Source organism: Pseudomonas monachiensis (genome assembly GCF_047345015.1).
Classification (GTDB): Bacteria; Pseudomonadota; Gammaproteobacteria; order Pseudomonadales; family Pseudomonadaceae; genus Aquipseudomonas; species Aquipseudomonas monachiensis.
The window spans coordinates 1,178,255-1,200,880 of sequence record NZ_CP178857.1; the positions used below are offsets into that span (position 1 = coordinate 1,178,255).

Below are 22,626 nucleotides of genomic sequence, written 5' to 3' on the forward strand. Positions count from 1 at the left end.
GATCAATAATAAAAAGGGAGTATGAACAAATGGCAACACGCGAAACCGGCAATGTGAAGTGGTTCAACGACGCCAAGGGCTACGGCTTCATTCAGCGCGAGGACGGGGTGGACGTGTTCGTGCACTACCGCGCGATTCGCGGTGAAGGCCACCGTTCGCTGACCGAAGGCCAGCAGGTTGAATACGCGGTGGTGGAAGGGCAGAAGGGGTTGCAGGCTGAGGATGTGGTGGGGTTGTAACTTTCAAGATCAAAAGATCGCAGCCTGCGGCAGCTCCTACAGATGTACACATAACCTTGTAGGAGCTGCCGCAGGCTGCGATCTTTTTGCTTTTATGCGGTTTTCCAGGTGATTTCTTCTTCACCATCGACACTGATGCGAATCCAGCGGTCCGCTGTCTCTTCACCTTCTTCCTCGACCCAGGTGCCCGGTGCGCAACGCACTTCCACGTTCAGCGCGGCAAACGCAGCGCGAGCGCAGGCGATGTCGTCGTCCCACGGGGTCTGGTCGCTTTCCAGGTACAGGCTATTCCACTTGCCGACGGCTTTTGGCAGCCAGGTCACTGGCACGTTGCCAGCCTTGCACTTGTAGGTCTGGCCCTTCTGGACCCAATCGGTGCACGGGCCCAATGCCGCACCCAGCCAGGCGGAAATGGCCTTGTGGTCGACGTCGGCGTCTTTCAGGTAAATCTCGATATCGGGTTGGCGCATGGATGTCCTCACTGCGGGTCTGAAAAATCCATTCGCGGATTTAGCCGGTCTTGAGCATTTGCCCGAGACCAAAAGATAGAAAGTTATTGAAGAACGAAATAATCGTAGCGCATCGACACGGTGACCTCGAACGGCTCGGCCTGTTCGATAACGGCAGCACGACGCTCGGCACTGGCGCGCCAGCCGTGGGGCGTCATGGCCAGCAGGTTGGCGCGGTCCTGACCGCTGACCAGCGTCAGCTTGAACGTCAGCGACTCGCTGTGCGCCAATGCCATGCCTTCCGGCACCAGGTCCAGGTGCTTGTCGTCAATGTACTCGCGCACTTCGTCGTACAGCCGCTCACGCAGTTCCATCAGGTGGCCGCTGGTTGGCCCGACTTTCATCAGGCCGCCGCCAACACTGAGCAGGCGCTTGGCTTCTTCCCAGTCCAGCGGGCTGAAGACACTGGCCAGGAACTGGCAACTGCCGGAAGCCAGCGGCACCCGCGCCATGCTGGCGATCAACCAGGTCAGCTTCGGGTTGCGTTTGCAGGCGCGTTTGACCGCTTCCCGGGAGATGTCCAGGGCATAACCTTCGGCATATGGCAGTGCCTCGGCGATTTGCGCGGTGTAGTAACCCTCGCCACAACCGATGTCCAGCCAGTGCTGCGGTGCATAACCAGCAGCCAGTTCCGCCAGACGCTTGGCCACCGGGGCGTAGTGCCCGGCGTTCAGGAAGTCGCGGCGGGCTTCGACCATCGCCTGGTTATCCCCAGGGTCGCGGCTGTTTTTGTGCTGCACCGGCAACAGGTTCAAGTAACCCTGGCGAGCGCGGTCGAAACGATGCCCGGCGGGGCAGGCCACGCCGTTGTCCACCGCATTGAGCGGCTCACTGCAGATCGGGCACGCAAGCATCAGGCGAGCAACTTGATCAGGGTCTGGTAGTAGATCTCGGTCAGCACGTCGAGATCGGCGGCCAGTACGCGCTCGTTGACCTGGTGGATGGTCGCGTTGACCGGGCCCAGTTCAACCACTTGGGTGCCCATGGTCGCGATGAAGCGGCCATCGGAGGTACCACCGCTGGTGGACGCCTTGGTTTCACGACCGGTGATGTCCTTGATGCTCGCCGACACCGCGTCGAGCAGCGCGCCCGGTTCGGTGAGGAACGGCAGGCCAGACAGCGCCCAGTCGATGTGCCAGTCCAGGCCATGCTTGTCGAGGATGTCGGCGACGCGCTTTTGCAGGCCTTCGACTGTCGACTCGGTAGAAAAGCGGAAGTTGAACACCGCCACCAGGTCACCCGGGATCACGTTGGTCGCGCCGGTACCGGAGTTGACGTTGGAGATCTGGAAACTGGTTGGCGGGAAGAAGTCGTTGCCGTGGTCCCAATGCTCGGCAGCCAGTTCCGCCAGGGCAGGGGCTGCGAGGTGGATCGGGTTCTTCGCCAGGTGCGGGTAGGCCACGTGGCCCTGCACACCGCGCACGGTCAGCTTGGCGCCGAGGGAGCCGCGACGACCGTTCTTGACCACGTCACCCACCAGGGTGGTGCTCGACGGTTCGCCGACGATGCACCAGTCCAGACGTTCCTTGCGCGCGGCCAGGCGCTCAACAACGGCCTTGGTGCCGTGGTGCGCCGGGCCTTCTTCGTCGCTGGTGATCAGGAAGGCGACTTTGCCCTTGTGATTCGGGTAGTCGGTGACAAAGCGCTCGGAGGCGACGGTCATGGCGGCGAGGCTGCCTTTCATGTCGGCGGCGCCACGGCCACAGAGCATGCCGTGTTCGTCGATCAGCGCGTTGAACGGCTCGATCTGCCAGGCCGCCACCGGGCCGGTCGGGACCACGTCGGTGTGGCCGGCGAAGCACAGCACCGGACCGTCGTCCTGGCCGTGGGTGGCCCAGAAGTTATCCACATCTTCGATGCGCATCGGTTCCAGGGTGAAACCGGCATCACCCAGGCGCTGCATCATCTGCTTCTGGCAATCGGCGTCGATCGGCGTCACGGACGGACGGCGGATCAGGTCGATGGCGAGTTGGAGGGTCGGCGAAAGGTCGGCGTGGGCCGTCATGGAAAACTCCGGAAATCATTAGATATGGGCTTTGGCTTTTAATATGGGGGCGGCGGTTCGACGCTTCGACTTGCTCGCGAATGCGGTGTGTCAGTCAACATACTCCTGGACTGTTACAACGCATTCGCGAGCAAGCCCGCTCCCACAGGAATTGTGTGCGGTCAGTACGACCTGTATCACGCCAAGCCCCGCAAAATGGCGCTTATCTTAAAGCAAAACGGCGACCATTGGCCGCCGTTTAGTGCATCCGCAGAGATTTAGACGACAGGTGCCGTTTCAGGTTCGGCGGTCGGTTTCGGCAGCGACGACAGGAACGCCATGATCAGCGCCGCGACGTACGGCAGCGACTGCACCAGCAGCATGGTGACCCAGAAGCGCATGTCGTTGCTCGGCAGGCCCTGCACCAGGAAGATCCCCAGCGCCGCGCCCCACAACAGCAGCATGATGAACATCTCTTCCCGTGCTTCGGAAATCGCCACCCAGAAGCCGTGGTTGTCGGCATTCTTCGGCGTACGGAAGAACGGAATGCTGCTGGTGAAGAAGCCGTACAGCACCGCTTTGGCGATGGTGTGGGACAACGCCAGACCGGCCAGCGCCGCACAGAAGGCATCCTTCAAATTCACTCCGACCGCACGACGGTAGAGGAAGATGATTTTGGCGACTTTGAACACGAACAGCGCCAATGGCGGGATTGCGAAGATCAGCAGCGGCGGATCGACCCGTTGCGGCACGATGATCATCGCCGCCGACCACAACAGCGCGCCGACGGTGAAGAAGATGTTCATGCCGTCCGCCACCCACGGCAACCAGCCCGCGAGGAAGTGGTAGCGTTGGCCGCGGGTCAGTTCGGTGTCCTTGCCGCGCAGCAGGCTGGCGGTGTGACGCTTGATGATCTGGATCGCTCCGTAGGCCCAGCGGAAACGCTGTTTCTTGAAGTCGATGAAGGTATCGGGCATCAGGCCCTTGCCGTAGCTGGTGTGGTAATACGCCGCCGACAGGCCTTTTTCGAATACCCGCAGGCCCAGTTCGGCGTCTTCACAGATGCACCAGTCGGCCCAGCCCAGTTCTTCGAGCACCGAGCGACGGGTCATGGTCATGGTGCCGTGCTGGATGATCGCGTCACGGTCGTTGCGGGTGACCATGCCGATGTGGAAGAAGCCTTTGTATTCCGCGTAGCAGAGCTTCTTGAAGGTGCTTTCGTTCTGGTCGCGGTAATCCTGCGGCGACTGCACCACGGCGATTTTCGGGTCGGCGAAGTGCGGCACCATGTGCTTGAGCCAGTTCGGGTGCACGCAGTAATCGGAGTCAATCACCGCGATCACTTCGGCATCCTTGGCGGTGTGCGGGATCAGGTAGTTCAGCGCGCCGCCCTTGAAGCCGGCCAGCGGTGCGACGTGGAAGAACTTGAAGCGCGGGCCGAGGGTTTCGCAATAATCGCGCACCGGTTCCCAGACCGCCGGGTCCTTGGTGTTGTTGTCGATGATCAGGACTTCGAAGTCCGGATAGTCGAGGTTGGCCAGGGCGTTGAGGGTCTGTTTGACCATCTCCGGCGGTTCGTTGTAGCAGGGCACGTGAATCGACACTTTCGGGCGGTAGCTGGAGTCGCCTTCCACCGGCAGGAACTCGCGCCGGCGCTTGTGCACCCACACCGCTTCGGCCAGTTCATGGGCTTCGGTCAGCAGCACGATAAACACCCCGAGCGCACCGAGGGCGAGCAAGAAGCCCACGGTCAGGCTGAACCAGGTGCTGTATTGTTGGCTGTAGTCGTAACCGATCCACACCAGCACCGAACCGCACAGGAACGCAATGAAGGTCAGGAAGGTGCGACCGCGCTGGCGCAGGGCCGATCCGTCGATCATCAGCAGGGTCAGCGACAACAGCGCCAATACCACCGAGCCAATGGCCAATACGCGCCATTGCGGAATCGCTACCACCGGGCCTTCGAAGTTGAATTTCTGCTGGCGCGCGGCGTTGAACACGCCCCAGTAGGCGCCGACGGAACCTTCGTCGCTGACTTTCCACGGCTGGTCAAACGCTTCGATCACGAAGTAGTTGAAGCCCTGGCGGTTGAGCTTGTTGACCAGGGTTCGCAGGTAGATCGCCTGGTCTGCCGGTGAGGCATCGGCGCCACCGCGCATGCGGCCGTTGCTCGGCCAGCCCACCTCGGACAGCAGCAGTGGTTTTTTCGGGAACATCTTTTTCAAGTCGCGGGCGCGATCCAGGACGAACTGCCCGGCCTTGTCCATCGGGACGAACTCCCAGTAAGGCAAGATGTGCGCGGCGATCAGGTCGACGTGCCTGGCCAGTTCCGGATGTTCTTCCCACACGTGCCACTGTTCGGACGTGGTCACCGGCACTTTCACGGCAGCGCGCACGCGATCGAGCATGACGCTGAGTGCCTGGGCGGTGATTTCCTTGCGGTAAATGGCCTCGTTGCCGACCACCACGCGAACCACGCTGCGCGAGGAATTGGCGATTTCAATGGCGCGGGTGATTTCCCGTTCGTTGCGTTCCTGGTCCGGGCTGATCCAGATCCCCAGGGTTACCCGCAAGCCGAACTCTTCCGCCAGTTTCGGGATGTTTTGCAGGGTGCCATCGACCGAGTAGATGCGGATGTTGTCCGTCAGCTTGCTCATGATCTCCAGGTCGCGACGCATTTGATCGTCGGTCGGGTACTGGTCCTTCTGCGGGAACTGGCCCTGCTGGAAGGGCGAGTACGAGAAGCCGGAGATCTGTTCAGGCCAGTTGGGGGCGGTGACCGGGCGGTTGATCAGCGCCCAGAAGCCGGTAAACAAGGCGGCGATGGCGAGCACCACGACCAGGTTGAGTCCAAATTTACGCGATGACATAGTTATTTCGGGTTCCAAAGACTGTGGAACGAAGGAACGGTTGGCGGTCGCCAAGGGGCGCGCATCCTACACCGGGCATTCTCTGGTCGTACAGCGGACACGGAATTGCCGGACATTGGGCAATCCAAGTCGGTTTAAGTTCTTTCGTTAGAGCGTGTAGGGCGAATCTTTGTTCGATGTAGTTTTCGTGGATGTTGCCCGTTCATAGCGCAATGATGCTCTTGGGCGCCGACGGCCCTATAATGCGCGCCGGTTTTTGGGGTAATGGTCATGAGTACAGAAGATCCGCGGTTTGCTGGCATCGCCCGTTTGTATGGCATCGAAGGCCTTGAGCGCCTGCGCGCGGCCCATGTGGCGATCGTCGGCGTCGGTGGTGTCGGTTCCTGGGCGGCGGAAGCCATGGCCCGTTGTGGCGTGGGCGAGATTTCGCTGTTCGACCTCGACGACGTCTGCGTCAGCAACGCCAATCGCCAGTTGCACGCGCTGGACAGCACTGTGGGCAAGCCCAAGGTCGAGGTGATGGCCGAGCGTCTGCGCGGGATCAACCCGGACTGCACGGTGCACGCGGTGCCTGACTTCGTGACCCGCGACACCATGGCCGAGTACATCACGCCGAACATCGACTGCGTAATCGACTGCATCGACAGCGTCAACGCCAAGGCCGCGCTGATCGCCTGGTGCAAGCGGCGCAAGATCCAGATCATCACCACCGGCGGCGCGGGCGGGCAGATTGACCCGACGTTGATCCAGGTCTGCGACCTCAATCGCACGTTCAATGATCCATTGGCTTCGAAAGTACGTTCCACGCTGCGCCGCGACTACGGCTTCTCACGCACGGTGACCCGCCATTACAGCGTGCCGTGCGTGTTTTCCACCGAGCAACTGCGCTACCCAAAACCGGACGGCAGCATTTGCCTGCAGAAAAGTTTTGTCGGTGATGGGGTCAAGCTCGATTGTGCCGGCGGGTTTGGCGCGGTGATGATGGTGACGGCGACGTTTGGTATGGTCGCGGCGACCAAGGCTGTGGACAAGATTGTCGCGGGTGTGCGGCGGCCGGCGGAGCGGGTCAAGCCGTAGGAGCTGCCGAAGGCTGCGATCTTTTGATCTTCAAGAGCTGTTGTGCCCAAAGGCGCCAAGGATCGCAGCCTTCGGCAGCTCCTACGCGTCGCTTAGGCTACGCATTCGCTGAAGCACCGCATTCAAACCATTGCTGCGGGACTCGGACAACTGCCGCCCCAGCCCCAACTGATTGAACCAGTCCGGCAAATCCACCTGCTGCAACTCGGCCGCCGACAAGCCGTTGACCCGCGCCAGCAGCAACGCCACCAACCCGCGAATCAACCGTGCATCGCTGTTGGCGCTGAATTGCCAGTGGCCATCGCGCAATTCGCCCACCAGCCACACCTGGCTTTCACAGCCGTGCACCCGGTTGGCATCACACATCTGCGCCTCACTCAACGCCGGCAGGCGCTCGCCCCATTGCATCAGCAGGCGTGCGCGTTGTTCCCAGCCGGCCGCTTTCTGAAAGGTGTCCAGTGCCGTCACGGCATCGGCGGGCAGGTTCATCGCAATAGCTCCAGTGCCTGATCCAGGGCTTCGAAGAACCGCTCCAGGTCTTCGGAATCGTTGTACAACGCCAGCGACACCCGAATCGCTCCGGCCAGTTCGAAGCGTTTGAGCAGCGGCATCGCACAGTGATGGCCAGCACGCACCGCGATCCCTTGTTCGGTCAGCAAATGCGCGAGATCGGAGTTATGCACACCCTCGACGGTGAAACTGGCCAGCGCCACTTGTGGCTTGCCCAGCAGGCGGATGCCGTTGCGCGCCTCCAGGCCCTTGAGCAGGCAGGCATGTAGCGCAGCTTCATGGGCGGACACGGCGTCCTGATCGAGTCCGGCGAGGTAATCCAGTGTCGCGCCAAGGCCGATCACGCTGGCAATCGGCGGCGTCCCGGCCTCGAAACCCAGCGGTGCCGGGCGAAAGCGTGCGTCTTGATAATTGGCATCGAGCACCATTTCACCGCCGAACTGCCAGGGACGCAGTTGTTGCAGCGCCGTATTGCGACCGAACAGCACCCCCAACCCATCGGGGCCGTAGAGCTTGTGGCTGGAGAACACATAAAAGTCGCAGCCCAGCGCTTGCACGTCGTGGCGACCATGAACCACGCCCTGGGCGCCGTCGATCACGGTCAGGGCGTTGTGCGCCTTGGCCAGTGCCAGTAATTCAGGCAGCGGCTGCCACGCGCCAATCACGTTGGAAAGTTGACTGACCGCCAGCAGACGCGTGCGTGGGCCGATCAGACCGGCCGCGGCTTCAAGGTCGATCACGCCCTCGGCATCCAGCGGCAGGATCACCAGTTTCAGCTCGCGACGGTGCGCCAGTTGCTGCCACGGCAGCAGGTTGGCGTGATGCTCCAGGGCGCTGATGACAATCTCGTCGCCCGGATTGAAAAGATGTTCCAGGCCATAGGCCAGTAGATTCAGCGCGGATGTCGCACCGTGGGTAAAAATGATCTGCCCGCAATCGCCAGTATTGAGCCATTGCGCAACCTTGCGGCGGCTGTCCTCGAACGCCTGGGTGGCGTGGGCGCCGGGCAAATGCTGCGCCCGATGCACGTTGGCCGCGCCATTGGCGTAGTAGTGCGCCAGGGCATCGAGCAGGGCTTGAGGTTTTTGCGTGGTGGCGGCGTTGTCCAGATAGGTCTGGTCTTGCCGTTGCAGGGCGGCGATAGCCGGAAAATCGGCACGCCAGGGAGAGAGAATCATCATGTGTTCAGCCCTGTGAACTTGGGCGGATGTACACCGGACCTTGTGGGAGCGACGCACCGTCGTTCCCACAGGTGCCTGCGGCACTTAGTTGTGAGCGTGCAGCGCTTCGTTCAGTTCGATGGCCGATTTGTGGGTTTTGCATTCCACGGCACCGGTCTCCGAATTGCGACGGAACAGCAGGTCCGGCTGGCCAGCCAGTTCACGGGCCTTGACCACTTTGACCAGTTGATTGTTCTCGTCCAGCAGCGCCACCTTGGTGCCGGCGGTCACATACAGGCCCGACTCGACGGTGTTGCGGTCGCCCAACGGGATACCGATACCGGCGTTGGCGCCGATCAGGCAGCCTTCACCGACCTTGATCACGATGTTGCCGCCGCCCGACAGGGTGCCCATGGTCGAGCAACCGCCGCCCAGGTCCGAACCCTTGCCGACGAATACGCCAGCGGATACGCGGCCTTCGATCATGCCCGGGCCTTCGGTGCCGGCGTTGAAGTTGATGAAGCCTTCGTGCATCACGGTGGTGCCTTCGCCCACATAAGCGCCCAGGCGCAGACGCGCCGCGTCAGCGATACGCACGCCGGCCGGAACCACGTAGTCGGTCATTTTCGGGAACTTGTCCACCGAGAACACTTCCAGCAGTTCGCCGCGCAGGCGGGCTTCGAGTTGCAGTTCGGCCAGCTCGCTCAGGTCGACCGCGCCCTGGCTGGTCCAGGCCACGTTTGGCAGCAACGGGAAAATCCCGGTCAGGTTCAGGCCGTGCGGCTTGACCAGGCGATGGCTCAGCAGGTGCAGCTTGAGGTAGGCCTCGGGGGTGGACGACAGCTGGGCGTCTTCAGCCAGCAGGGTGGCAACCAGCGGCTTGTGGCTCTCGGCCAGGCGGGTCAGCAGGGCCGCCTGGGCAGCGTCGACGCTTTTCAGGGCTTCAGCCAGTTGCGAGGCCTGTGCGGTACTGAACGCGATGGCCTGATTGCCTTCGGTGTAGCCCAGGATCGGTGCGATAGCGGCGAGGACTTCAGCCGATGGCTTGAGTACCGGGGCGGCGTAGAACACTTCCAGCCATGCGCCTTGACGGTTTTGAGTGCCGACGCCGAAGGCCAGGCTGAACAGGGTAGTGGACATGTGTATACCTCTAACAAAATTGAACGGGCTGCTTACTTGAGCGCGGCCGCGTAGATATCTGGCTTGAAGCCAATCAGGGTTCGGTCACCGAGATCGAGCACCGGGCGCTTGATCATCGAGGGTTGTGCGAGCATCAGTTCGATGGCTTTCGTCTGGTCGAGATCGGCTTTGCGTTCGTCGTCGAGCTTGCGAAAGGTCGTGCCTGCACGGTTCAACACCACTTCCCAACCGTGCTCGCTGCACCATTGGGTCAGGTGTTCACGGTCGATACCGACCGCCTTGTAATCATGAAAGTCATAGCTGACAGCGTGTTCATCGAGCCAGGTGCGCGCCTTTTTCATGGTGTCGCAGGCTTTGATGCCGAAAAGGTGCAACGTTTTGCTTGAAACGGTCAAGGATTTGCCCCCTTTGCAGGTGCTGGAAATAATTGGTCCGGGATTATGCCATGGCCTTTCAGTTAAAACGCAAAACCTGTGGGAGCGAGCCTGCTCGCGATTGGGCCATGACATCCAGCATCATGGTTGGCTGATGCGCAGCCATCGCGAGCAGGCTCGCTCCCACAGGGGTTGCGGTGTTTCAGGGCACTCTGTACCTGTGCGACGTAGGTGCAAGGGACACCCGTAGTCTAAGCGGCCAATATGGCACTTCAATGCTGTCGATTTTCCGGGAACCACTGTTTATGCAAACCGCCGCTGGGGCCTTACTCGCCTGGCGACGCTGGGTTTGCATGTGGCAATCGACCCTGAACTGTTTCTGTTTCTGTTTCTGTTTCTGTTTCTGTTTCTGCCGCCGCTGTTGTTCTTCGACGGCCGCAGAGCTCAAGGCGCGAATGATGTCCGAGTATCGCCATCAATTGGAGTTGTACAGCCTCAGCCGTCATCACCAGATGGGTGATGACGTGTTGCGCGAGGTGTTGGGGGGAATTGGACCGAAGTGAGGCCAGGCTTGGAGCGGTAAAGTGAGTTGGTAAGTAATGTCTTGAATCCGGCTGCATTATTGTTTTGGGTAAATCTTGCGCATCAGGCGACGATCATTTTGACTAAGTATCGTATTTTTTTGTACCGACCAATCGCCCGTCGTAAGTTCGTTGGATATGGGGTAGTGCATGATTGAAGTTGGATCGTAGACCGTCGTGCGGGTGAGTTTGTCTTCAAGTAATTTGAATAAGTTGTGATCGACCTCTTCTTTGCTCCACTGATAGGCGGATAAGTAAAAATCATAGACGGCGGGTTTGTTCCATGGAATATCGGCTTTTGGATGTTGATGTTCATGTTGCATCCCCAGCGCATGGCCAAATTCATGTAGAACAGTGGCTTCGAATCCGGGGTGCTCTGGATCCGTGCCGATGTTCATTGTGTTTTCATCAGGACCGCGCAACATGGCATCAGTGCCAATGGCGGAGTAGTTAAGGGGGGGCTCCATGGTGATACGGATATCGCCCTCTGTGCCGTTGACAAAATCCAGTTTGAGATTGATGGAGGGTTGCCATACTTTGATGGCCTTTATCGCTGCCTCACGGTGTGTGCTGGATGGCGGGTTGAGGAAAGCAATTTTCAGCGTTCTGTGGCTAGCCCAGAACTTGGAATGAATGGCGACGCCGCGTTTGTTTCGACCACCTGGTGATGCGGTGGGGGCATTGCTGGGGTTTTCATTGATGGCCGTCTCGTATGAATCTTGCTCATTTAATGGGCCGATAATTTTGCAGGGCTGTTCATTCAGCATTGACTATCTCCTTGTCGATAACTTCCTAAGGTTGAAAAAAAACGCTTGGGTTAGGCGTGGAGATTAGTTTTTTAGTTATTCGAAGGTAAAGTTTCTGACTATTAGAGAGTGTTGCGCTAGTTGAAGGTCGCCCGCACTGCATTGCACAGTGCGGGTGGTTTTTGAATTATCGATTACGAGTGACAAAATCACGAATGCGCTCGGCAGCCTCGACACACTCCGCCAACGGCGCAACCAACGCCATGCGCACGCGTCCGGCTCCCGGATTGACGCCATCGACATCCCGCGACAGATAAGAACCCGGTACCACGGTCACGTGCTCCTCCTCGAACAGGTCGCGGCAGAACGCAGCGTCGTCACCGGCTACATTCGGCCACAGATAGAAGCTGCCATCCGGCCGCTGTACGTCAATGACCGGGCTGAGGATTTCCAGCACCGCATCGAACTTCTCGCGATACAGCGCCCGGTTGGCGCGCACGTGCACTTCGTCATTCCAGGCGGCAACGCTGGCCAGTTGGGTTTGAACCGGCATCGCGCAGCCGTGGTAGGTGCGGTAGAGCAGGAATCCCTTGAGGACGTCGGCATCACCGGCCACAAAGCCCGAACGCAGGCCTGGCAGGTTTGAACGCTTGGACAGGCTGTGGAACACCACGCAGCGTTTGAAGTCCTTGCGGCCTAATTCCGCGCAAGCGCTGAGCAGGCCTGGTGGTGGAGTCTGTTCGTCGAAATACAGTTCGCTGTAGCACTCGTCCGCGGCGATTACGAAATCGTGTTCATCGGCCAGGGCGATCAGTTTTTTCAGGGTGTCGACCGGGATCAAGGCGCCGGTCGGGTTGCCTGGCGAGCACAGGAACAGGATCTGGCAGCGCTTCCAGATGTCCGGCGACACGGCGTCGAAATCCGGGTTGAAGCCGTTTTCGTCCAGGCACGGCAGGTAATGCGGCTTGGCCCCTGCGAGGAACGCCGCGCCTTCGTAGATCTGGTAGAAGGGGTTCGGGCTGACTACCAGCGCGTCATCGCCACGGTTGACTACGGTCTGGGTGAAGGCAAACAAGGCCTCGCGGGTACCGTTGACCGGCAGCACGTTGCGCGCCGGGTCGATCCAGCCCTTGGGGACATCGAAGCGCCGCTCGCACCATGCCGCGATGGCTTCACGCAGCTCCGGGATACCGAGTGTGGTCGGGTACACGGCCATTTTTTCCAGATTGCTGGCCAAAGCCTCGGCGACAAAGCTTGGCGAACGGTGTTTCGGCTCGCCGATGGACAGCGCGATCGGACGCTTGTCCGGGTTTGGCGTCACGCTGCCGAGCAGGGCGCGGAGTTTCTCGAACGGGTAGGGCTGGAGCTGGGACAGAGCGTTGTTCATCGGGGGCCTCTTTCAATGTGGGAGCGAGCTTGTGGCTAGGGGGCTCCCACAGGGGAAATATGTTGATTCAGATGCTGATGCGCGACAGTTTGATATCAGGTTCCTGGTTGACGCTCAGCTGTTCGACGATCGCATCCTGCAGGCGGCTGCACAGCAGCGGGTCGGACAGCGGCTGATTGTTGGCGTCGGTGATGAAGAACACGTCTTCCACGCGCTCGCCGAGGGTGGCGATCTTGGCGTTCTGCAACGACAGGTCGAACTCCAGGAAGATCGTGCCAATGCGCGCCAGCAGGCCCGGGCGGTCGGGCGCCGTGAGTTCCAGCACCGTCACCGGGCGCTGGGCGTCGTTGTGGATCGTCACCTGTGGCGCAAAGGCGAAATGCTTGAGCTGACGCGGTACCCGGCGCTGGATGATGGTCGGGTAGTTGTCCGGGTTGCGCAGGGCTTCGGTCAGGCCCTCGCGGATCTGTTTTACCCGCGCCGGGTTATCGCCAATCGAGTCGCCGTCGGTGTCGAGCACGATATAGGTGTCGAGGGTGAACTGGCTGCTGGAGGTGATGACCCGGGCGTCGTGGATGTTCAGGTTGAGCTGGTCCATCGCGGCCACGGTCACGGCAAAGAAGTCGTGCTGGTCAGGGGCGTAGATGAAGATCTGCGTGCCACCTTCGAACTCGCGCTGGGTGGTTTCCTTGATCAGCACCAGTGGTCCGCCGTCGGCCGGTTGCTGGAGGATCGCGTCACTGTGCCAGGCGACGTCGCCGGCGGTGTGGCGCAGGAAATAGTCGTCACCCAGCTGCGCCCACAACTGCTCGACGTCGTCCGGGTCGGTGCCGCCGCGCACCAGGATATCCAGGGCGGCGCTCTGGGTCTGGCGGATCTGCTCTTCGCGATCCACCGGGTTCTCCAGGCCGCGACGCAGGGCGCGCTTGGTCTCGGTGTAGAGCTGGCGCAGCAGGCTGGCGCGCCAGGAGTTCCACAGGGTCGGGTTGGTGGCGTTGATGTCGGAGACGGTGAGCACATACAGGTAGTCGAGGCGGGTTTCGTCGCCGACGATCTGGGCGAAATCGTGGATCACCTGCGGGTCGGACAAGTCCTTGCGCTGGGCGGTGGTCGACATCACCAGGTGGTTTTGCACCAGCCACACGATCAGGCGGCTGTCCCACACTGGCAGCTGATGGCGCTGGCAAAACGCCTCGGCATCGACCGCTCCGATGTCCGAGTGGTCGCCATGTCGGCCTTTGCCGATGTCGTGGTACAGGCCTGCCATGTAGATCAGCTCGGGTTTGGGCAGTTTTCCCATGAGCTTGCTGGCCAGCGGGAATTTTTCCGACACCTGGGTGTACTGCAACTTACGCAGGTGCTTGATCAGGTTCAGGGTGTGGGCATCGACCGTATAGATGTGGAACAGGTCGTGTTGCATCTGCCCGACGATGAAACCGAATTCGGGCAGGTAACGCCCCAGGATGCCGTAACGATTCATGCGCCGCAGGTTGCGGTGGATGCCGATCTTGCATTTGAACAATTCGATAAACAGGCTGGTGTTGCGAATATCGTTGCGGAAGTCGTCGTCGATCAGGTGGCGGTGTTCCCGCAGCAGGCGAATGGTGTCGGCGCGCACGCCCTTGATTTCCGGCTGCTGGGCCATCAGCACGAAGATTTCGAGCATGGCGAACGGCGTGCGGCGGAAAACGTTGTCGTTGCGTGCCTCGATGTAGCCGTCATGCAACTGGAAACGCGAGTTGATCGGCTGCGGTGGCGATTCGTCTTCCGGTGCGAGGATGACTTCCTCGAAGTGCTGGATGATCAGGTCGCTGAGCTGGGCGATGCTCATGACCACCCGGTAATACTGCTGCATGAAGTTTTCGATGGCTTGCTTGGCGTCGTCGCCTTTGAAGCCCAGCAGCCCGGCAATAGTGCGCTGGTGATCGAACAGCAGGCGGTCTTCGGAGCGGCCAGCCAACATGTGCAGGGCATAGCGAACCTTCCACAGGAACTCCTGGGAGGAGGCGAGCAGGGCGTTTTCACTCTCCACCAGGAACCCTTCCCCAGCCAGTGCCCGCAGGTTCAGGGTGCCGTACTCGCGACGGGCTACCCACAGAATCGTCTGGATATCCCGCAGGCCGCCGGGTGAGCCTTTGACGTTGGGTTCCAGGTTGTATTCGGTGTCGTTGTACTTGTGGTGGCGAGCCTTTTGTTCGGCACGCTTGGCCAGGAAGAAGTCCTTGCTCGGCCACATGTGCCCGGTACCGGTGACGTCCAGCATGCGCTGGCGCAAATGCTCGGGGCCGGCGATGGTGCGGCTTTCCATCAGGTTGGTGACGACCGTCAGGTCGGCGCGGGCCTCGACGGCGCACTCGTCGACCGAACGAACGCTCTGACCGACTTCCAGGCCGATGTCCCACAACAGCGTCAGAAAACGCTCGATGGAATCGCGGAAAACCTCGTGGTCGGCGCTGTCCAGCAGGATCAGCAAGTCGATGTCGGAATAGGGGTGCAATTCGCCACGGCCGTAGCCGCCGACCGCGACCAGTGCGATGTCGGCGTCCTCGCTCCAGCTGAACTGCTCCCAGGCCTTTTGCAGGATGTTGTCGACGAACCAGGCGCGATCCTCGATCAGCCGGCGAATGTCCCGGCCGTTGCGAAAGCGCGTGTCGAGCACTTCGCGGGCCTGGCGGATCGCCTTCTTGAAGGCCGAGATCGGGCTTGCCTTCAGGGCCAGTTCAGCCTGGAACTGGCCGCGGTCGAAGAGTTCGGGATCCACCTGCGGCATCGATTGGCTTTCCTTTCTATAGGCGATGTACGGTAACGGGATCAGGCCGAAACGCGAGGGATGGTGTCATCGCTGCGCAAGGTGAAGATCTCGTAACCGGTTTCGGTCACCAGCAGGGTGTGTTCCCACTGTGCCGAGAGCTTGCGGTCCTTGGTGATCGCGGTCCAGCCATCGCCCAGTACCTTGGTGTCGGCACGGCCCTGGTTGATCATCGGCTCGATGGTGAAGGTCATGCCAGCCTTGAGTTCCATTCCGGTGCCGGCTCGGCCGTAGTGCAGGATCTGCGGCTCTTCGTGGAACACCTTGCCGATACCATGGCCGCAGAATTCACGAACCACCGAGAAGCCGTTCTTTTCCGCGTGCTTCTGGATGATTTCGCCGATGTCGCCCAGGCGGCAGCCGGGCTTGACGATCTCGATCGCCTTGTACATGCATTCCTGGGTCACCTGGGACAGGCGCTCGGCCCAGACCGGCACGGTGCCGACGTGGAACATGCGGCTGGTATCGCCGTGGTAACCGTCCTTGATGACGGTGACGTCGATGTTCAGGGTGTCGCCATCCTTGAGCGGCTTGTCGTTCGGGATGCCATGGCAGACCACATGGTTGATCGACGTGCAGATCGACTTTGGATAGCCCTTGTAGTTGAGCGGGGCAGGGATGGCTTTCTGCTCATTGACGATGTAGTCGTGGCAGATCTGGTTCAGTTGGTCGGTGGTAACGCCCGGCTTGACGTATTCGGCAATCATTTCCAGCACATCGGCGGCCAGTTTGCCGGCGATACGCATTTTGGCGATATCCTCGGGGGTTTTGAGGGTGACGGTCATACAGGCTCTCTCTGCGCCAGGCGGCGCTTTCTAAACGGAAAGGGCATTGCGCGATCGAACTTCGCGGCCCTGAAAAATGCGATTCTACCAGACGAGCAGCGCAAATCTGCGCCTGTGTGCATCGCTTCTCTCTATAGAATGGTGCATTCTTGGCGGATTCCAAGGGATTGAGCAAAACGCTCGCCAGGATTTCAGAATCCGGGTTCCGTTTTGCCCTGCCTTATGGTATAAAATGCGCCGCTTTCCGGGGATGTCCCGTAAAGCCTAAATCCACACACGTGTCGACACGATGACCTGGGTGCCTTCAGCTGATGCTGCTGGTTGGTCATTGGGATACGTGGAGGCCAAACCCGACTTATTAAGGAACTATCATGTCCCAAGTCAACATGCGCGATATGCTGAAGGCCGGTGTGCACTTCGGTCACCAGACCCGTTACTGGAACCCGAAAATGGGCAAGTACATTTTCGGCGCGCGTAACAAGATCCACATCATCAACCTTGAAAAAACCCTGCCAATGTTCAACGAAGCTCTGACTTTCGTAGAGCGTCTGGCCCAGGGCAAAAACAAGATTCTGTTCGTCGGCACCAAGCGTTCCGCTGGCAAGATCGTTGCTGAAGAAGCAGCACGTTGCGGTTCGCCGTACGTCGATCACCGCTGGTTGGGCGGCATGCTGACCAACTTCAAGACCATCCGTGCTTCCATCAAGCGTCTGCGTGACCTTGAAGTTCAAGCCGAAGACGGTACTTTCGCCAAGCTGACCAAGAAAGAAGCGCTGATGCGCACTCGTGACCTGGAAAAGCTGGATCGTTCCCTGGGTGGTATCAAGGACATGGGCGGTCTGCCAGACGCTCTGTTCGTTATCGACGTTGATCACGAGCGCATCGCGATCACCGAAGCCAACAAGCTGGGCATCCCGGTTATCGGCGTAGTCGATACCAACAGCAGCCCGGAAGGCGTTGACTACATCATCCCAGGCAACGATGACGCAATCCGCGCTATCCAGCTGTACATGGGTGCGATGGCTGACGCTGTCATCCGCGGTCGCAACAATGTTGCCGGCGGCACCGTTGAGTTCGCAGCTGAAGAAACTCAGGCTGCAGCTGAGTAATTGACGCCCTGGCGTTGACTCAGTAAGCAAAAAGGGGGCTTGGCCCCCTTTTTGCCACCTCGAAAACCATTTGTCGGCGCCCACTGCTCTATCTGTAACGTGCGGCAGCTAACAAGGGTGGTTGGGGAAGAATTGATCGCCCGTTCGATCGGGTGGAATGGTTGAAAACCTATCCAAGAGGATTTTGAAATGGCAGAGATTACTGCAGCGTTGGTCAAAGAACTGCGCGAGCGTACTGGCGAAGGCATGATGGACTGCAAAAAGGCCTTGACCAAGGCTGGCGGCGACATCGAGAAAGCCATTGATGACATGCGTGCTTCGGGCGCCATCAAGGCTGCCAAGAAAGCCGGCAACGTTGCCGCTGAAGGCGCTATCGCCATCAAGGCTGACGACAAGGCAGCCGTGCTGCTGGAAGTCAACTCGCAGACCGACTTCCTGGCCCTGCAAGACGACTTCAAGAACTTCGTTGCTGCCTGTGTAGAAAAAGCTTTCGACGAAAAACTGACCGACGCAGCTCCGCTGATCGCCGCTCAGGAATCGGCTCGTGAAGCACTGGTTGCCAAAGTAGGCGAGAACGTCAACATTCGTCGCCTGGTGCGCGTAGAGGGCGACGTTGTCGGCACCTACCTGCACGGTAACAAGATCGGTGTTGCTGTTGTTCTCAAGGGCGGCGATGTTCAGCTGGCCAAAGAGATCGCCATGCACGTGGCGGCAAGCAATCCTGAGTTCCTGCTGCCATCGCAGGTTTCGCCAGAGGCCATCGAGCGCGAGAAGGGCGTTTTCCTGACCCTGAACGAAGACAAGATGAAAGGCAAGCCGGCAGAAATCGTCGAGAAGATGATCGCTGGCCGCATCACCAAGTTCCTGGCTGAAGCCAGCCTGGTCGAGCAAGCTTTCGTCATGAACCCGGAAGTCACCGTAGGTGCCCTGGCCAAGAAAGCCGGCGCTGAAATCGTTTCCTTCACTTACTTCAAAGTAGGCGAAGGCATCGAGAAGCCAGTGGACAACTTCGCAGAAGAAGTTGCTGCCCAGCTGGCTGCCGCCAAGCAATAAGACGGTTTTTTAACTGTCGCCCAGAAGAGGCTGCCCGCTCACGCGCGCAGCCTCTTTTCAGATGGGGTATCAATTTTTATTTGGTTTCCCTTTGGAACTGGCTTACAAAGCCATGTTCCGATGGCGCTGAAGCAGCGCCAAGCTAGATTGAACAGCCAGCTGTAAACAGCTCGCAAAGAATTTTTAAAATACGCCGCAGGAGAGATTCGCAATGGCTCAGCAGGGCAGTGGTTATCAGGCTCGCTATAAACGCATTCTACTCAAGCTTAGCGGCGAGGCCCTGATGGGCTCGGAAGAGTTCGGGATCGATCCGAAAGTTCTGGATCGCATGGCATTGGAAGTTGGCCAGTTGGTCGGCATCGGTGTTCAGGTCGGTCTGGTTATCGGTGGTGGCAACCTGTTCCGCGGTGAAGCGCTGAGCAAGGCTGGCATGGACCGTGTCACCGGCGACCACATGGGCATGCTGGCCACTGTGATGAACGCCCTGGCCATGCGCGACGCTCTCGAGCGCGCCAACATCTCGGCCATCGTGATGTCCGCTATTTCCATGGTTGGCGTGACCGATCACTACGATCGTCGCAAGGCCATGCGCCACCTGAACTCCAAGGACGTGGTGATTTTCGCGGCCGGTACCGGCAACCCGTTCTTTACGACGGATTCAGCAGCCTGCCTGCGTGCAATCGAAATCGATGCCGACGTCGTGCTCAAGGCGACCAAGGTCGATGGCGTCTACACCGCTGACCCGTTCAAAGACCCGCATGCCGAGAAGTTCGATCATCTGACTTATGATGAAGTGCTGGATCGCAAGCTGGGTGTGATGGATCTGACGGCCATTTGCTTGTGCCGCGACCACAAGATGCCACTACGCGTATTTAACATGAACAAGCCCGGCGCCCTGCTGAATATCGTACACGGCGGCGCGGAAGGGACCCTGATCGAGGAAGGCGCACAATGATCAACGAAATCAAGAAAGACGCTCAAGAGCGCATGCAGAAATCCGTGGAATCGCTGGCGCACAACTTCGGCCGCATTCGTACCGGCCAGGCGCACCCGAGCATCCTGGAAGGCGTGATGGTGCCGTACTACGGCTCCGACACCCCGATCAAGCAAGTGGCCAACATCACCGTCAAGGACGCCCGTACCCTGCAAGTCGTTGCTTTCGAGCGCAACATGCTGGGTGCCGTCGACAAGGCGATCGGTAGCGCGGGTCTGAACCTGAACCCGACCAACCTCGGCGAACTGCTGCTGATCTCCATGCCTGCCCTGACCGAAGAAACCCGCAAGGGCTTCACCAAGCAGGCTCGTGACGTCGCTGAAGATGCCCGTGTTGCCGTGCGCAACATCCGTCGCGATGCCAACAGCCAGCTCAAGGATCTGGTCAAGGAAAAAGAGATCAGCGAAGACGAGGAGCGTCGTGCGACTGGCGAGATCGACGATCTGACCAAGAAGTTCGTGGCTAAAATCGACGCGGACCTGGCGCAGAAAGAAAAAGACCTGATGGCCGTATAAGGGTCGCGTTTTCATGGAAAAGACCAAGCAGTCTGCACCGTCCGCGGTGCCGCGCCATGTCGCGATCATCATGGATGGTAACAATCGCTGGGCGAAAAAACGCTTTATGCCGGGTGTCGCCGGGCATAAAGCGGGCGTGGATGCGGTGCGTGCCGTCATTGAAGTTTGTGCCGAGGCCAAGGTCGAAGTGCTGACCCTGTTCGCCTTTTCCAGCGAGAACTGGCAGCGTCCGGCCGATGAGGTCAGCGCTTTGATGGATCTGTTCTTCAAGGCGCTGCGTCGAGAGGCCAAGCGCCTCAACGACAACAACATCAGCCTGCGCATCATTGGCGATCGCTCGCGTTTTCATCCAGAGCTGCAGGCTGCCATGCGTGAAGCCGAGGCCATGACGGCCGGCGCCAATCGATTTGTCCTGCAGATAGCCGCCAATTACGGCGGTCAGTGGGATATCGCGCAAGCAGCGCAACGACTGGCGCGAGAGGTCCAGGCCGGACACCTGCGTCCGGAAGACATCACGCCCGATCTGCTGCAGACCTGTCTGGCCACGGGCGACCTGCCGCTGCCGGACCTGTGTATCCGTACCGGTGGCGAGCACCGCATCAGCAACTTCCTGCTCTGGCAGTTGGCCTATGCCGAGCTGTATTTCTCCGACCTGTTCTGGCCGGACTTCAAACACGATGCCATGCGCAATGCGCTGGCCGATTACGCTTCCCGCCAGCGCCGCTTCGGTAAAACGAGCGAGCAGGTCGAGGCTGGAGCCCGGGTTTAATGCTTAAACAACGAATCATCACCGCGCTGATCCTGCTACCGATTGCCCTGTGCGGGTTTTTCCTGCTTGAAGGTTCCGGTTTTGCACTGTTCATCGGGCTGGTCGTGACCCTCGGTGCCTGGGAATGGGCGCGTCTGGCGGGTTTCGCCGCTCAAGCGTTCCGCGTCGGCTATGCCGCTGTGGTCGCTTTGGCGCTGTTCCTCATGTACATCCTGCCCGGCCTCGCGCCTTGGGTATTGGGCGCTTCGGTGCTGTGGTGGGCAGTGGCGACGTATCTGGTGCTGACCTATCCGCGTTCGAGCGAGCATTGGTCCAATGCGGCGACCAAGTTGGTGATCGGCCTGCTGATTCTCCTGCCGGCCTGGCAAGGCTTGGTGCAGATCAAGCAATACCCGCTGGGTAATTGGCTGATCATGGCAGTGATGGTGTTGGTTTGGGGGGCCGATATTGGCGCCTACTTCTCCGGTCGTGCTTTCGGCAAGCGCAAGCTCGCACCGCAGGTCAGTCCGGGCAAAAGCTGGGAAGGCGTGTACGGTGGTCTGGCGTTGAGCCTGGTGATTACCACAATCGTTGCTCTGGTGCGCGACTGGACGGTGGCCGAACTGTTCAAGGGGTTGGTCGGTGCCGCGCTGATCGTGTTCATTTCGGTGGTGGGTGATCTCACTGAAAGCATGTTCAAGCGTCAATCCGGGATCAAGGACAGCAGCAATCTGCTTCCGGGTCACGGCGGCGTGCTGGATCGTATCGATAGCCTGACGGCAGCGATTCCGCTGTTTGCGGTGCTGCTGTGGATGGCGGCCCCATGAGCCGCCCGCAACAGATTACCGTTCTGGGCGCGACCGGCTCGATTGGCCTGAGTACGCTCGACGTCATCGCTCGTCACCCGGATCGATATCAGGTCTTTGCCTTGACTGGCTTCACCCGCTTGAGTGAATTGCTGGCGCTTTGCGTGCGCCATGTCCCGCGATTTGCCGTGGTACCTGAAGTCGCAGCTGCCCGTACCCTGCAGGATGATTTGCGCGCGGCGGGTCTTTCGACCCGTGTCCTGGTGGGCGAGGAGGGTTTGTGCCAGGTCGCTTCCGATCCGGAAGTCGATACGGTCATGGCGGCCATCGTCGGTGCGGCGGGATTGCGTCCGACACTGGCGGCGGTCGAGGCTGGCAAGAAGATCCTCCTGGCTAATAAAGAAGCGCTGGTCATGTCCGGCGCGCTGTTCATGCAGGCCGTGCGCAAGAGTGGTTCGGTGTTGCTGCCGATCGATAGCGAGCACAACGCGATTTTCCAGTGCATGCCGCTGGATTATGCCCGTGGCCTTGAGTCGGTCGGTGTGCGCCGGATTTTGCTGACGGCTTCAGGCGGTCCGTTCCGGCAGACGCCAATGGCTGAGCTGGCGCATGTTTCTCCCGATCAGGCGTGTGCTCATCCGAACTGGTCCATGGGGCGAAAAATCTCCGTGGACTCGGCCAGCATGATGAACAAGGGGCTTGAGTTGATCGAAGCCTGCTGGCTGTTCGATGCCAGGCCATCCCAGGTCGAGGTGGTGATTCACCCGCAAAGTGTGATCCATTCGCTGGTCGACTACGTCGACGGTTCCGTTCTGGCACAGCTGGGTAATCCGGACATGCGCACGCCCATCGCCAATGCCCTGGCCTGGCCGGAGCGGATCGATTCGGGTGTGGCGCCGCTGGATCTGTTTGCCATTGCGCGACTGGACTTCCAGGCGCCCGATGAAGAGCGTTTTCCTTGCCTGCGTCTGGCCCGTCAGGCGGCCGAAGCGGGTAACAGCGCGCCGGCCATGCTCAATGCGGCGAACGAGGTGGCGGTGGCGGCATTTCTCGACGAACGGGTTCGTTACCCGGAAATCGCGAGTATCATCGAGGAAGTACTGAATCTGGAGCCCGTAGTGGCTGTGGATGATCTCGATGCAGTGTTCACGGCAGACGCGAAGGCGCGATTGCTGGCCGGACAATGGTTGAGCCGTCACGGGCGGTAAATGCTGTGGATAGTTGGCCCAC

Annotated in this window: 21 protein-coding genes; 9 read left to right on the forward strand and 12 right to left on the reverse strand. The window is 59.9% G+C overall.

Going from position 1 to position 22,626, the window contains the following annotated elements; translation table 11 throughout:
• The first annotated feature begins 29 nt into the window (after nt 1-29).
• The gene (locus ACMDB8_RS05155) at nt 30-239 is read left to right on the forward strand and encodes a cold shock domain-containing protein (RefSeq protein ID WP_007954750.1); all 210 of its coding nucleotides are present in this window, start codon (nt 30-32) and stop codon (nt 237-239) included.
• Nucleotides 240-331: 92 nt separating this feature from the next.
• Here ACMDB8_RS05155 and ACMDB8_RS05160 read toward each other — a convergent pair whose 3' ends face one another.
• From ACMDB8_RS05160 to ACMDB8_RS05175, 4 genes are all read right to left on the reverse strand, one after another.
• Complete coding sequence (locus ACMDB8_RS05160; protein ID WP_008052800.1) at nt 332-709, reverse strand: hypothetical protein; 378 nt, start codon at nt 707-709, stop codon at nt 332-334.
• Between the two features lie 83 nt (nt 710-792).
• Complete coding sequence (locus ACMDB8_RS05165; RefSeq protein WP_223542168.1) at nt 793-1,602, reverse strand: putative RNA methyltransferase; 810 nt, start codon at nt 1,600-1,602, stop codon at nt 793-795.
• Nucleotides 1,602-2,753, reverse strand: coding sequence for a succinyl-diaminopimelate desuccinylase (dapE, locus tag ACMDB8_RS05170; protein ID WP_057716181.1), 1,152 nt, complete (start codon nt 2,751-2,753; stop codon nt 1,602-1,604). The genes ACMDB8_RS05165 and dapE overlap by 1 nt, the downstream gene beginning before the upstream one ends.
• Before the next feature lie 257 nt (nt 2,754-3,010).
• Nucleotides 3,011-5,602 carry a glycosyltransferase gene (locus ACMDB8_RS05175; RefSeq protein WP_409078245.1) on the reverse strand — a complete coding sequence of 864 codons (2,592 nt, stop codon included), beginning with the start codon at nt 5,600-5,602 and terminating at the stop codon, nt 3,011-3,013.
• A 264-nt stretch (nt 5,603-5,866) separates the two neighbouring features.
• On the opposite strand from ACMDB8_RS05175, the gene tcdA reads away from it, so the two are divergent.
• Nucleotides 5,867-6,679, forward strand: coding sequence for a tRNA cyclic N6-threonylcarbamoyladenosine(37) synthase TcdA (gene tcdA, locus ACMDB8_RS05180; RefSeq protein WP_056720994.1), 813 nt, complete (start codon nt 5,867-5,869; stop codon nt 6,677-6,679).
• Nucleotides 6,680-6,760: 81 nt separating this feature from the next.
• Here the strand turns inward: tcdA and ACMDB8_RS05185 are convergent, their stop codons facing one another.
• The 8 genes from ACMDB8_RS05185 to map all read right to left on the reverse strand — a co-directional run bounded on the left by ACMDB8_RS05185 (nt 6,761) and on the right by map (nt 16,171).
• The gene (locus ACMDB8_RS05185; RefSeq protein ID WP_056720991.1) at nt 6,761-7,168 is read right to left on the reverse strand and encodes a SufE family protein; all 408 of its coding nucleotides are present in this window, start codon (nt 7,166-7,168) and stop codon (nt 6,761-6,763) included.
• Nucleotides 7,165-8,370, reverse strand: a complete 1,206-nt coding sequence (locus ACMDB8_RS05190) for an aminotransferase class V-fold PLP-dependent enzyme (RefSeq protein WP_056720990.1) — start codon at nt 8,368-8,370, stop codon at nt 7,165-7,167. The genes ACMDB8_RS05185 and ACMDB8_RS05190 overlap by 4 nt, the downstream gene beginning before the upstream one ends.
• Before the next feature lie 84 nt (nt 8,371-8,454).
• Complete coding sequence (gene dapD, locus ACMDB8_RS05195; RefSeq protein ID WP_056720988.1) at nt 8,455-9,489, reverse strand: 2,3,4,5-tetrahydropyridine-2,6-dicarboxylate N-succinyltransferase; 1,035 nt, start codon at nt 9,487-9,489, stop codon at nt 8,455-8,457.
• Nucleotides 9,490-9,521: 32 nt separating this feature from the next.
• Nucleotides 9,522-9,884, reverse strand: coding sequence for an ArsC family reductase (locus ACMDB8_RS05200; protein WP_007978403.1), 363 nt, complete (start codon nt 9,882-9,884; stop codon nt 9,522-9,524).
• A 598-nt stretch (nt 9,885-10,482) separates the two neighbouring features.
• Nucleotides 10,483-11,211 (reverse strand): M12 family metallopeptidase, encoded by a 729-nt coding sequence (locus tag ACMDB8_RS05205; protein WP_056720987.1) that lies wholly within the window; start codon nt 11,209-11,211, stop codon nt 10,483-10,485.
• Between the two features lie 166 nt (nt 11,212-11,377).
• Nucleotides 11,378-12,577, reverse strand: coding sequence for a succinyldiaminopimelate transaminase (dapC, locus tag ACMDB8_RS05210; RefSeq protein WP_056720986.1), 1,200 nt, complete (start codon nt 12,575-12,577; stop codon nt 11,378-11,380).
• Between the two features lie 67 nt (nt 12,578-12,644).
• Nucleotides 12,645-15,347: a [protein-PII] uridylyltransferase gene (locus ACMDB8_RS05215; protein WP_056720984.1), complete on the reverse strand. Its 2,703-nt coding sequence runs from the start codon at nt 15,345-15,347 to the stop codon at nt 12,645-12,647.
• A 41-nt stretch (nt 15,348-15,388) separates the two neighbouring features.
• Nucleotides 15,389-16,171: a type I methionyl aminopeptidase gene (gene map, locus ACMDB8_RS05220; RefSeq protein ID WP_008057306.1), complete on the reverse strand. Its 783-nt coding sequence runs from the start codon at nt 16,169-16,171 to the stop codon at nt 15,389-15,391.
• 371 nt (nt 16,172-16,542) lie between these two features.
• Between map and rpsB the strand changes: the two genes are divergently transcribed.
• The 7 genes from rpsB to ispC all read left to right on the forward strand — a co-directional run bounded on the left by rpsB (nt 16,543) and on the right by ispC (nt 22,604).
• Nucleotides 16,543-17,280, forward strand: a complete 738-nt coding sequence (gene rpsB / locus ACMDB8_RS05225; protein ID WP_409078244.1) for a 30S ribosomal protein S2 — start codon at nt 16,543-16,545, stop codon at nt 17,278-17,280.
• A gap of 189 nt (nt 17,281-17,469) precedes the next feature.
• Nucleotides 17,470-18,333, forward strand: a complete 864-nt coding sequence (gene tsf / locus ACMDB8_RS05230; RefSeq protein ID WP_008052779.1) for a translation elongation factor Ts — start codon at nt 17,470-17,472, stop codon at nt 18,331-18,333.
• 211 nt (nt 18,334-18,544) lie between these two features.
• Nucleotides 18,545-19,288, forward strand: coding sequence for a UMP kinase (gene pyrH, locus ACMDB8_RS05235; RefSeq protein WP_056720982.1), 744 nt, complete (start codon nt 18,545-18,547; stop codon nt 19,286-19,288).
• Complete coding sequence (gene frr / locus ACMDB8_RS05240; RefSeq protein ID WP_008000041.1) at nt 19,285-19,842, forward strand: ribosome recycling factor; 558 nt, start codon at nt 19,285-19,287, stop codon at nt 19,840-19,842. Before pyrH ends, frr begins: the two co-directional genes overlap by 4 nt.
• 13 nt (nt 19,843-19,855) lie before the next feature.
• The gene (gene uppS / locus ACMDB8_RS05245; protein WP_046041127.1) at nt 19,856-20,611 is read left to right on the forward strand and encodes a polyprenyl diphosphate synthase; all 756 of its coding nucleotides are present in this window, start codon (nt 19,856-19,858) and stop codon (nt 20,609-20,611) included.
• Nucleotides 20,611-21,417 carry a phosphatidate cytidylyltransferase gene (locus ACMDB8_RS05250; RefSeq protein WP_409078243.1) on the forward strand — a complete coding sequence of 269 codons (807 nt, stop codon included), beginning with the start codon at nt 20,611-20,613 and terminating at the stop codon, nt 21,415-21,417. Before uppS ends, ACMDB8_RS05250 begins: the two co-directional genes overlap by 1 nt.
• The gene (ispC, locus tag ACMDB8_RS05255) at nt 21,414-22,604 is read left to right on the forward strand and encodes a 1-deoxy-D-xylulose-5-phosphate reductoisomerase (RefSeq protein ID WP_056720978.1); all 1,191 of its coding nucleotides are present in this window, start codon (nt 21,414-21,416) and stop codon (nt 22,602-22,604) included. The genes ACMDB8_RS05250 and ispC overlap by 4 nt, the downstream gene beginning before the upstream one ends.
• The last annotated feature ends 22 nt before the right edge of the window (nt 22,605-22,626 follow it).

What these genes read in the sequence shown, in the direction of transcription:
- ACMDB8_RS05155 (WP_007954750.1), top strand. Translation starts at nt 30, where the DNA reads ATGGCAACACGCGAAACCGGCAATGTGAAGTGGTTCAACGACGCCAAG.
- ACMDB8_RS05160 (WP_008052800.1), bottom strand. Translation starts at nt 709, where the DNA reads ATGCGCCAACCCGATATCGAGATTTACCTGAAAGACGCCGACGTCGAC.
- ACMDB8_RS05165 (WP_223542168.1), bottom strand. Translation starts at nt 1,602, where the DNA reads ATGCTTGCGTGCCCGATCTGCAGTGAGCCGCTCAATGCGGTGGACAAC.
- dapE (WP_057716181.1), bottom strand. Translation starts at nt 2,753, where the DNA reads ATGACGGCCCACGCCGACCTTTCGCCGACCCTCCAACTCGCCATCGAC.
- ACMDB8_RS05175 (WP_409078245.1), bottom strand. Translation starts at nt 5,602, where the DNA reads ATGTCATCGCGTAAATTTGGACTCAACCTGGTCGTGGTGCTCGCCATC.
- tcdA (WP_056720994.1), top strand. Translation starts at nt 5,867, where the DNA reads ATGGTCATGAGTACAGAAGATCCGCGGTTTGCTGGCATCGCCCGTTTG.
- ACMDB8_RS05185 (WP_056720991.1), bottom strand. Translation starts at nt 7,168, where the DNA reads ATGAACCTGCCCGCCGATGCCGTGACGGCACTGGACACCTTTCAGAAA.
- ACMDB8_RS05190 (WP_056720990.1), bottom strand. Translation starts at nt 8,370, where the DNA reads ATGATGATTCTCTCTCCCTGGCGTGCCGATTTTCCGGCTATCGCCGCC.
- dapD (WP_056720988.1), bottom strand. Translation starts at nt 9,489, where the DNA reads ATGTCCACTACCCTGTTCAGCCTGGCCTTCGGCGTCGGCACTCAAAAC.
- ACMDB8_RS05205 (WP_056720987.1), bottom strand. Translation starts at nt 11,211, where the DNA reads ATGCTGAATGAACAGCCCTGCAAAATTATCGGCCCATTAAATGAGCAA.
- dapC (WP_056720986.1), bottom strand. Translation starts at nt 12,577, where the DNA reads ATGAACAACGCTCTGTCCCAGCTCCAGCCCTACCCGTTCGAGAAACTC.
- ACMDB8_RS05215 (WP_056720984.1), bottom strand. Translation starts at nt 15,347, where the DNA reads ATGCCGCAGGTGGATCCCGAACTCTTCGACCGCGGCCAGTTCCAGGCT.
- map (WP_008057306.1), bottom strand. Translation starts at nt 16,171, where the DNA reads ATGACCGTCACCCTCAAAACCCCCGAGGATATCGCCAAAATGCGTATC.
- rpsB (WP_409078244.1), top strand. Translation starts at nt 16,543, where the DNA reads ATGTCCCAAGTCAACATGCGCGATATGCTGAAGGCCGGTGTGCACTTC.
- tsf (WP_008052779.1), top strand. Translation starts at nt 17,470, where the DNA reads ATGGCAGAGATTACTGCAGCGTTGGTCAAAGAACTGCGCGAGCGTACT.
- pyrH (WP_056720982.1), top strand. Translation starts at nt 18,545, where the DNA reads ATGGCTCAGCAGGGCAGTGGTTATCAGGCTCGCTATAAACGCATTCTA.
- frr (WP_008000041.1), top strand. Translation starts at nt 19,285, where the DNA reads ATGATCAACGAAATCAAGAAAGACGCTCAAGAGCGCATGCAGAAATCC.
- uppS (WP_046041127.1), top strand. Translation starts at nt 19,856, where the DNA reads ATGGAAAAGACCAAGCAGTCTGCACCGTCCGCGGTGCCGCGCCATGTC.
- ACMDB8_RS05250 (WP_409078243.1), top strand. Translation starts at nt 20,611, where the DNA reads ATGCTTAAACAACGAATCATCACCGCGCTGATCCTGCTACCGATTGCC.
- ispC (WP_056720978.1), top strand. Translation starts at nt 21,414, where the DNA reads ATGAGCCGCCCGCAACAGATTACCGTTCTGGGCGCGACCGGCTCGATT.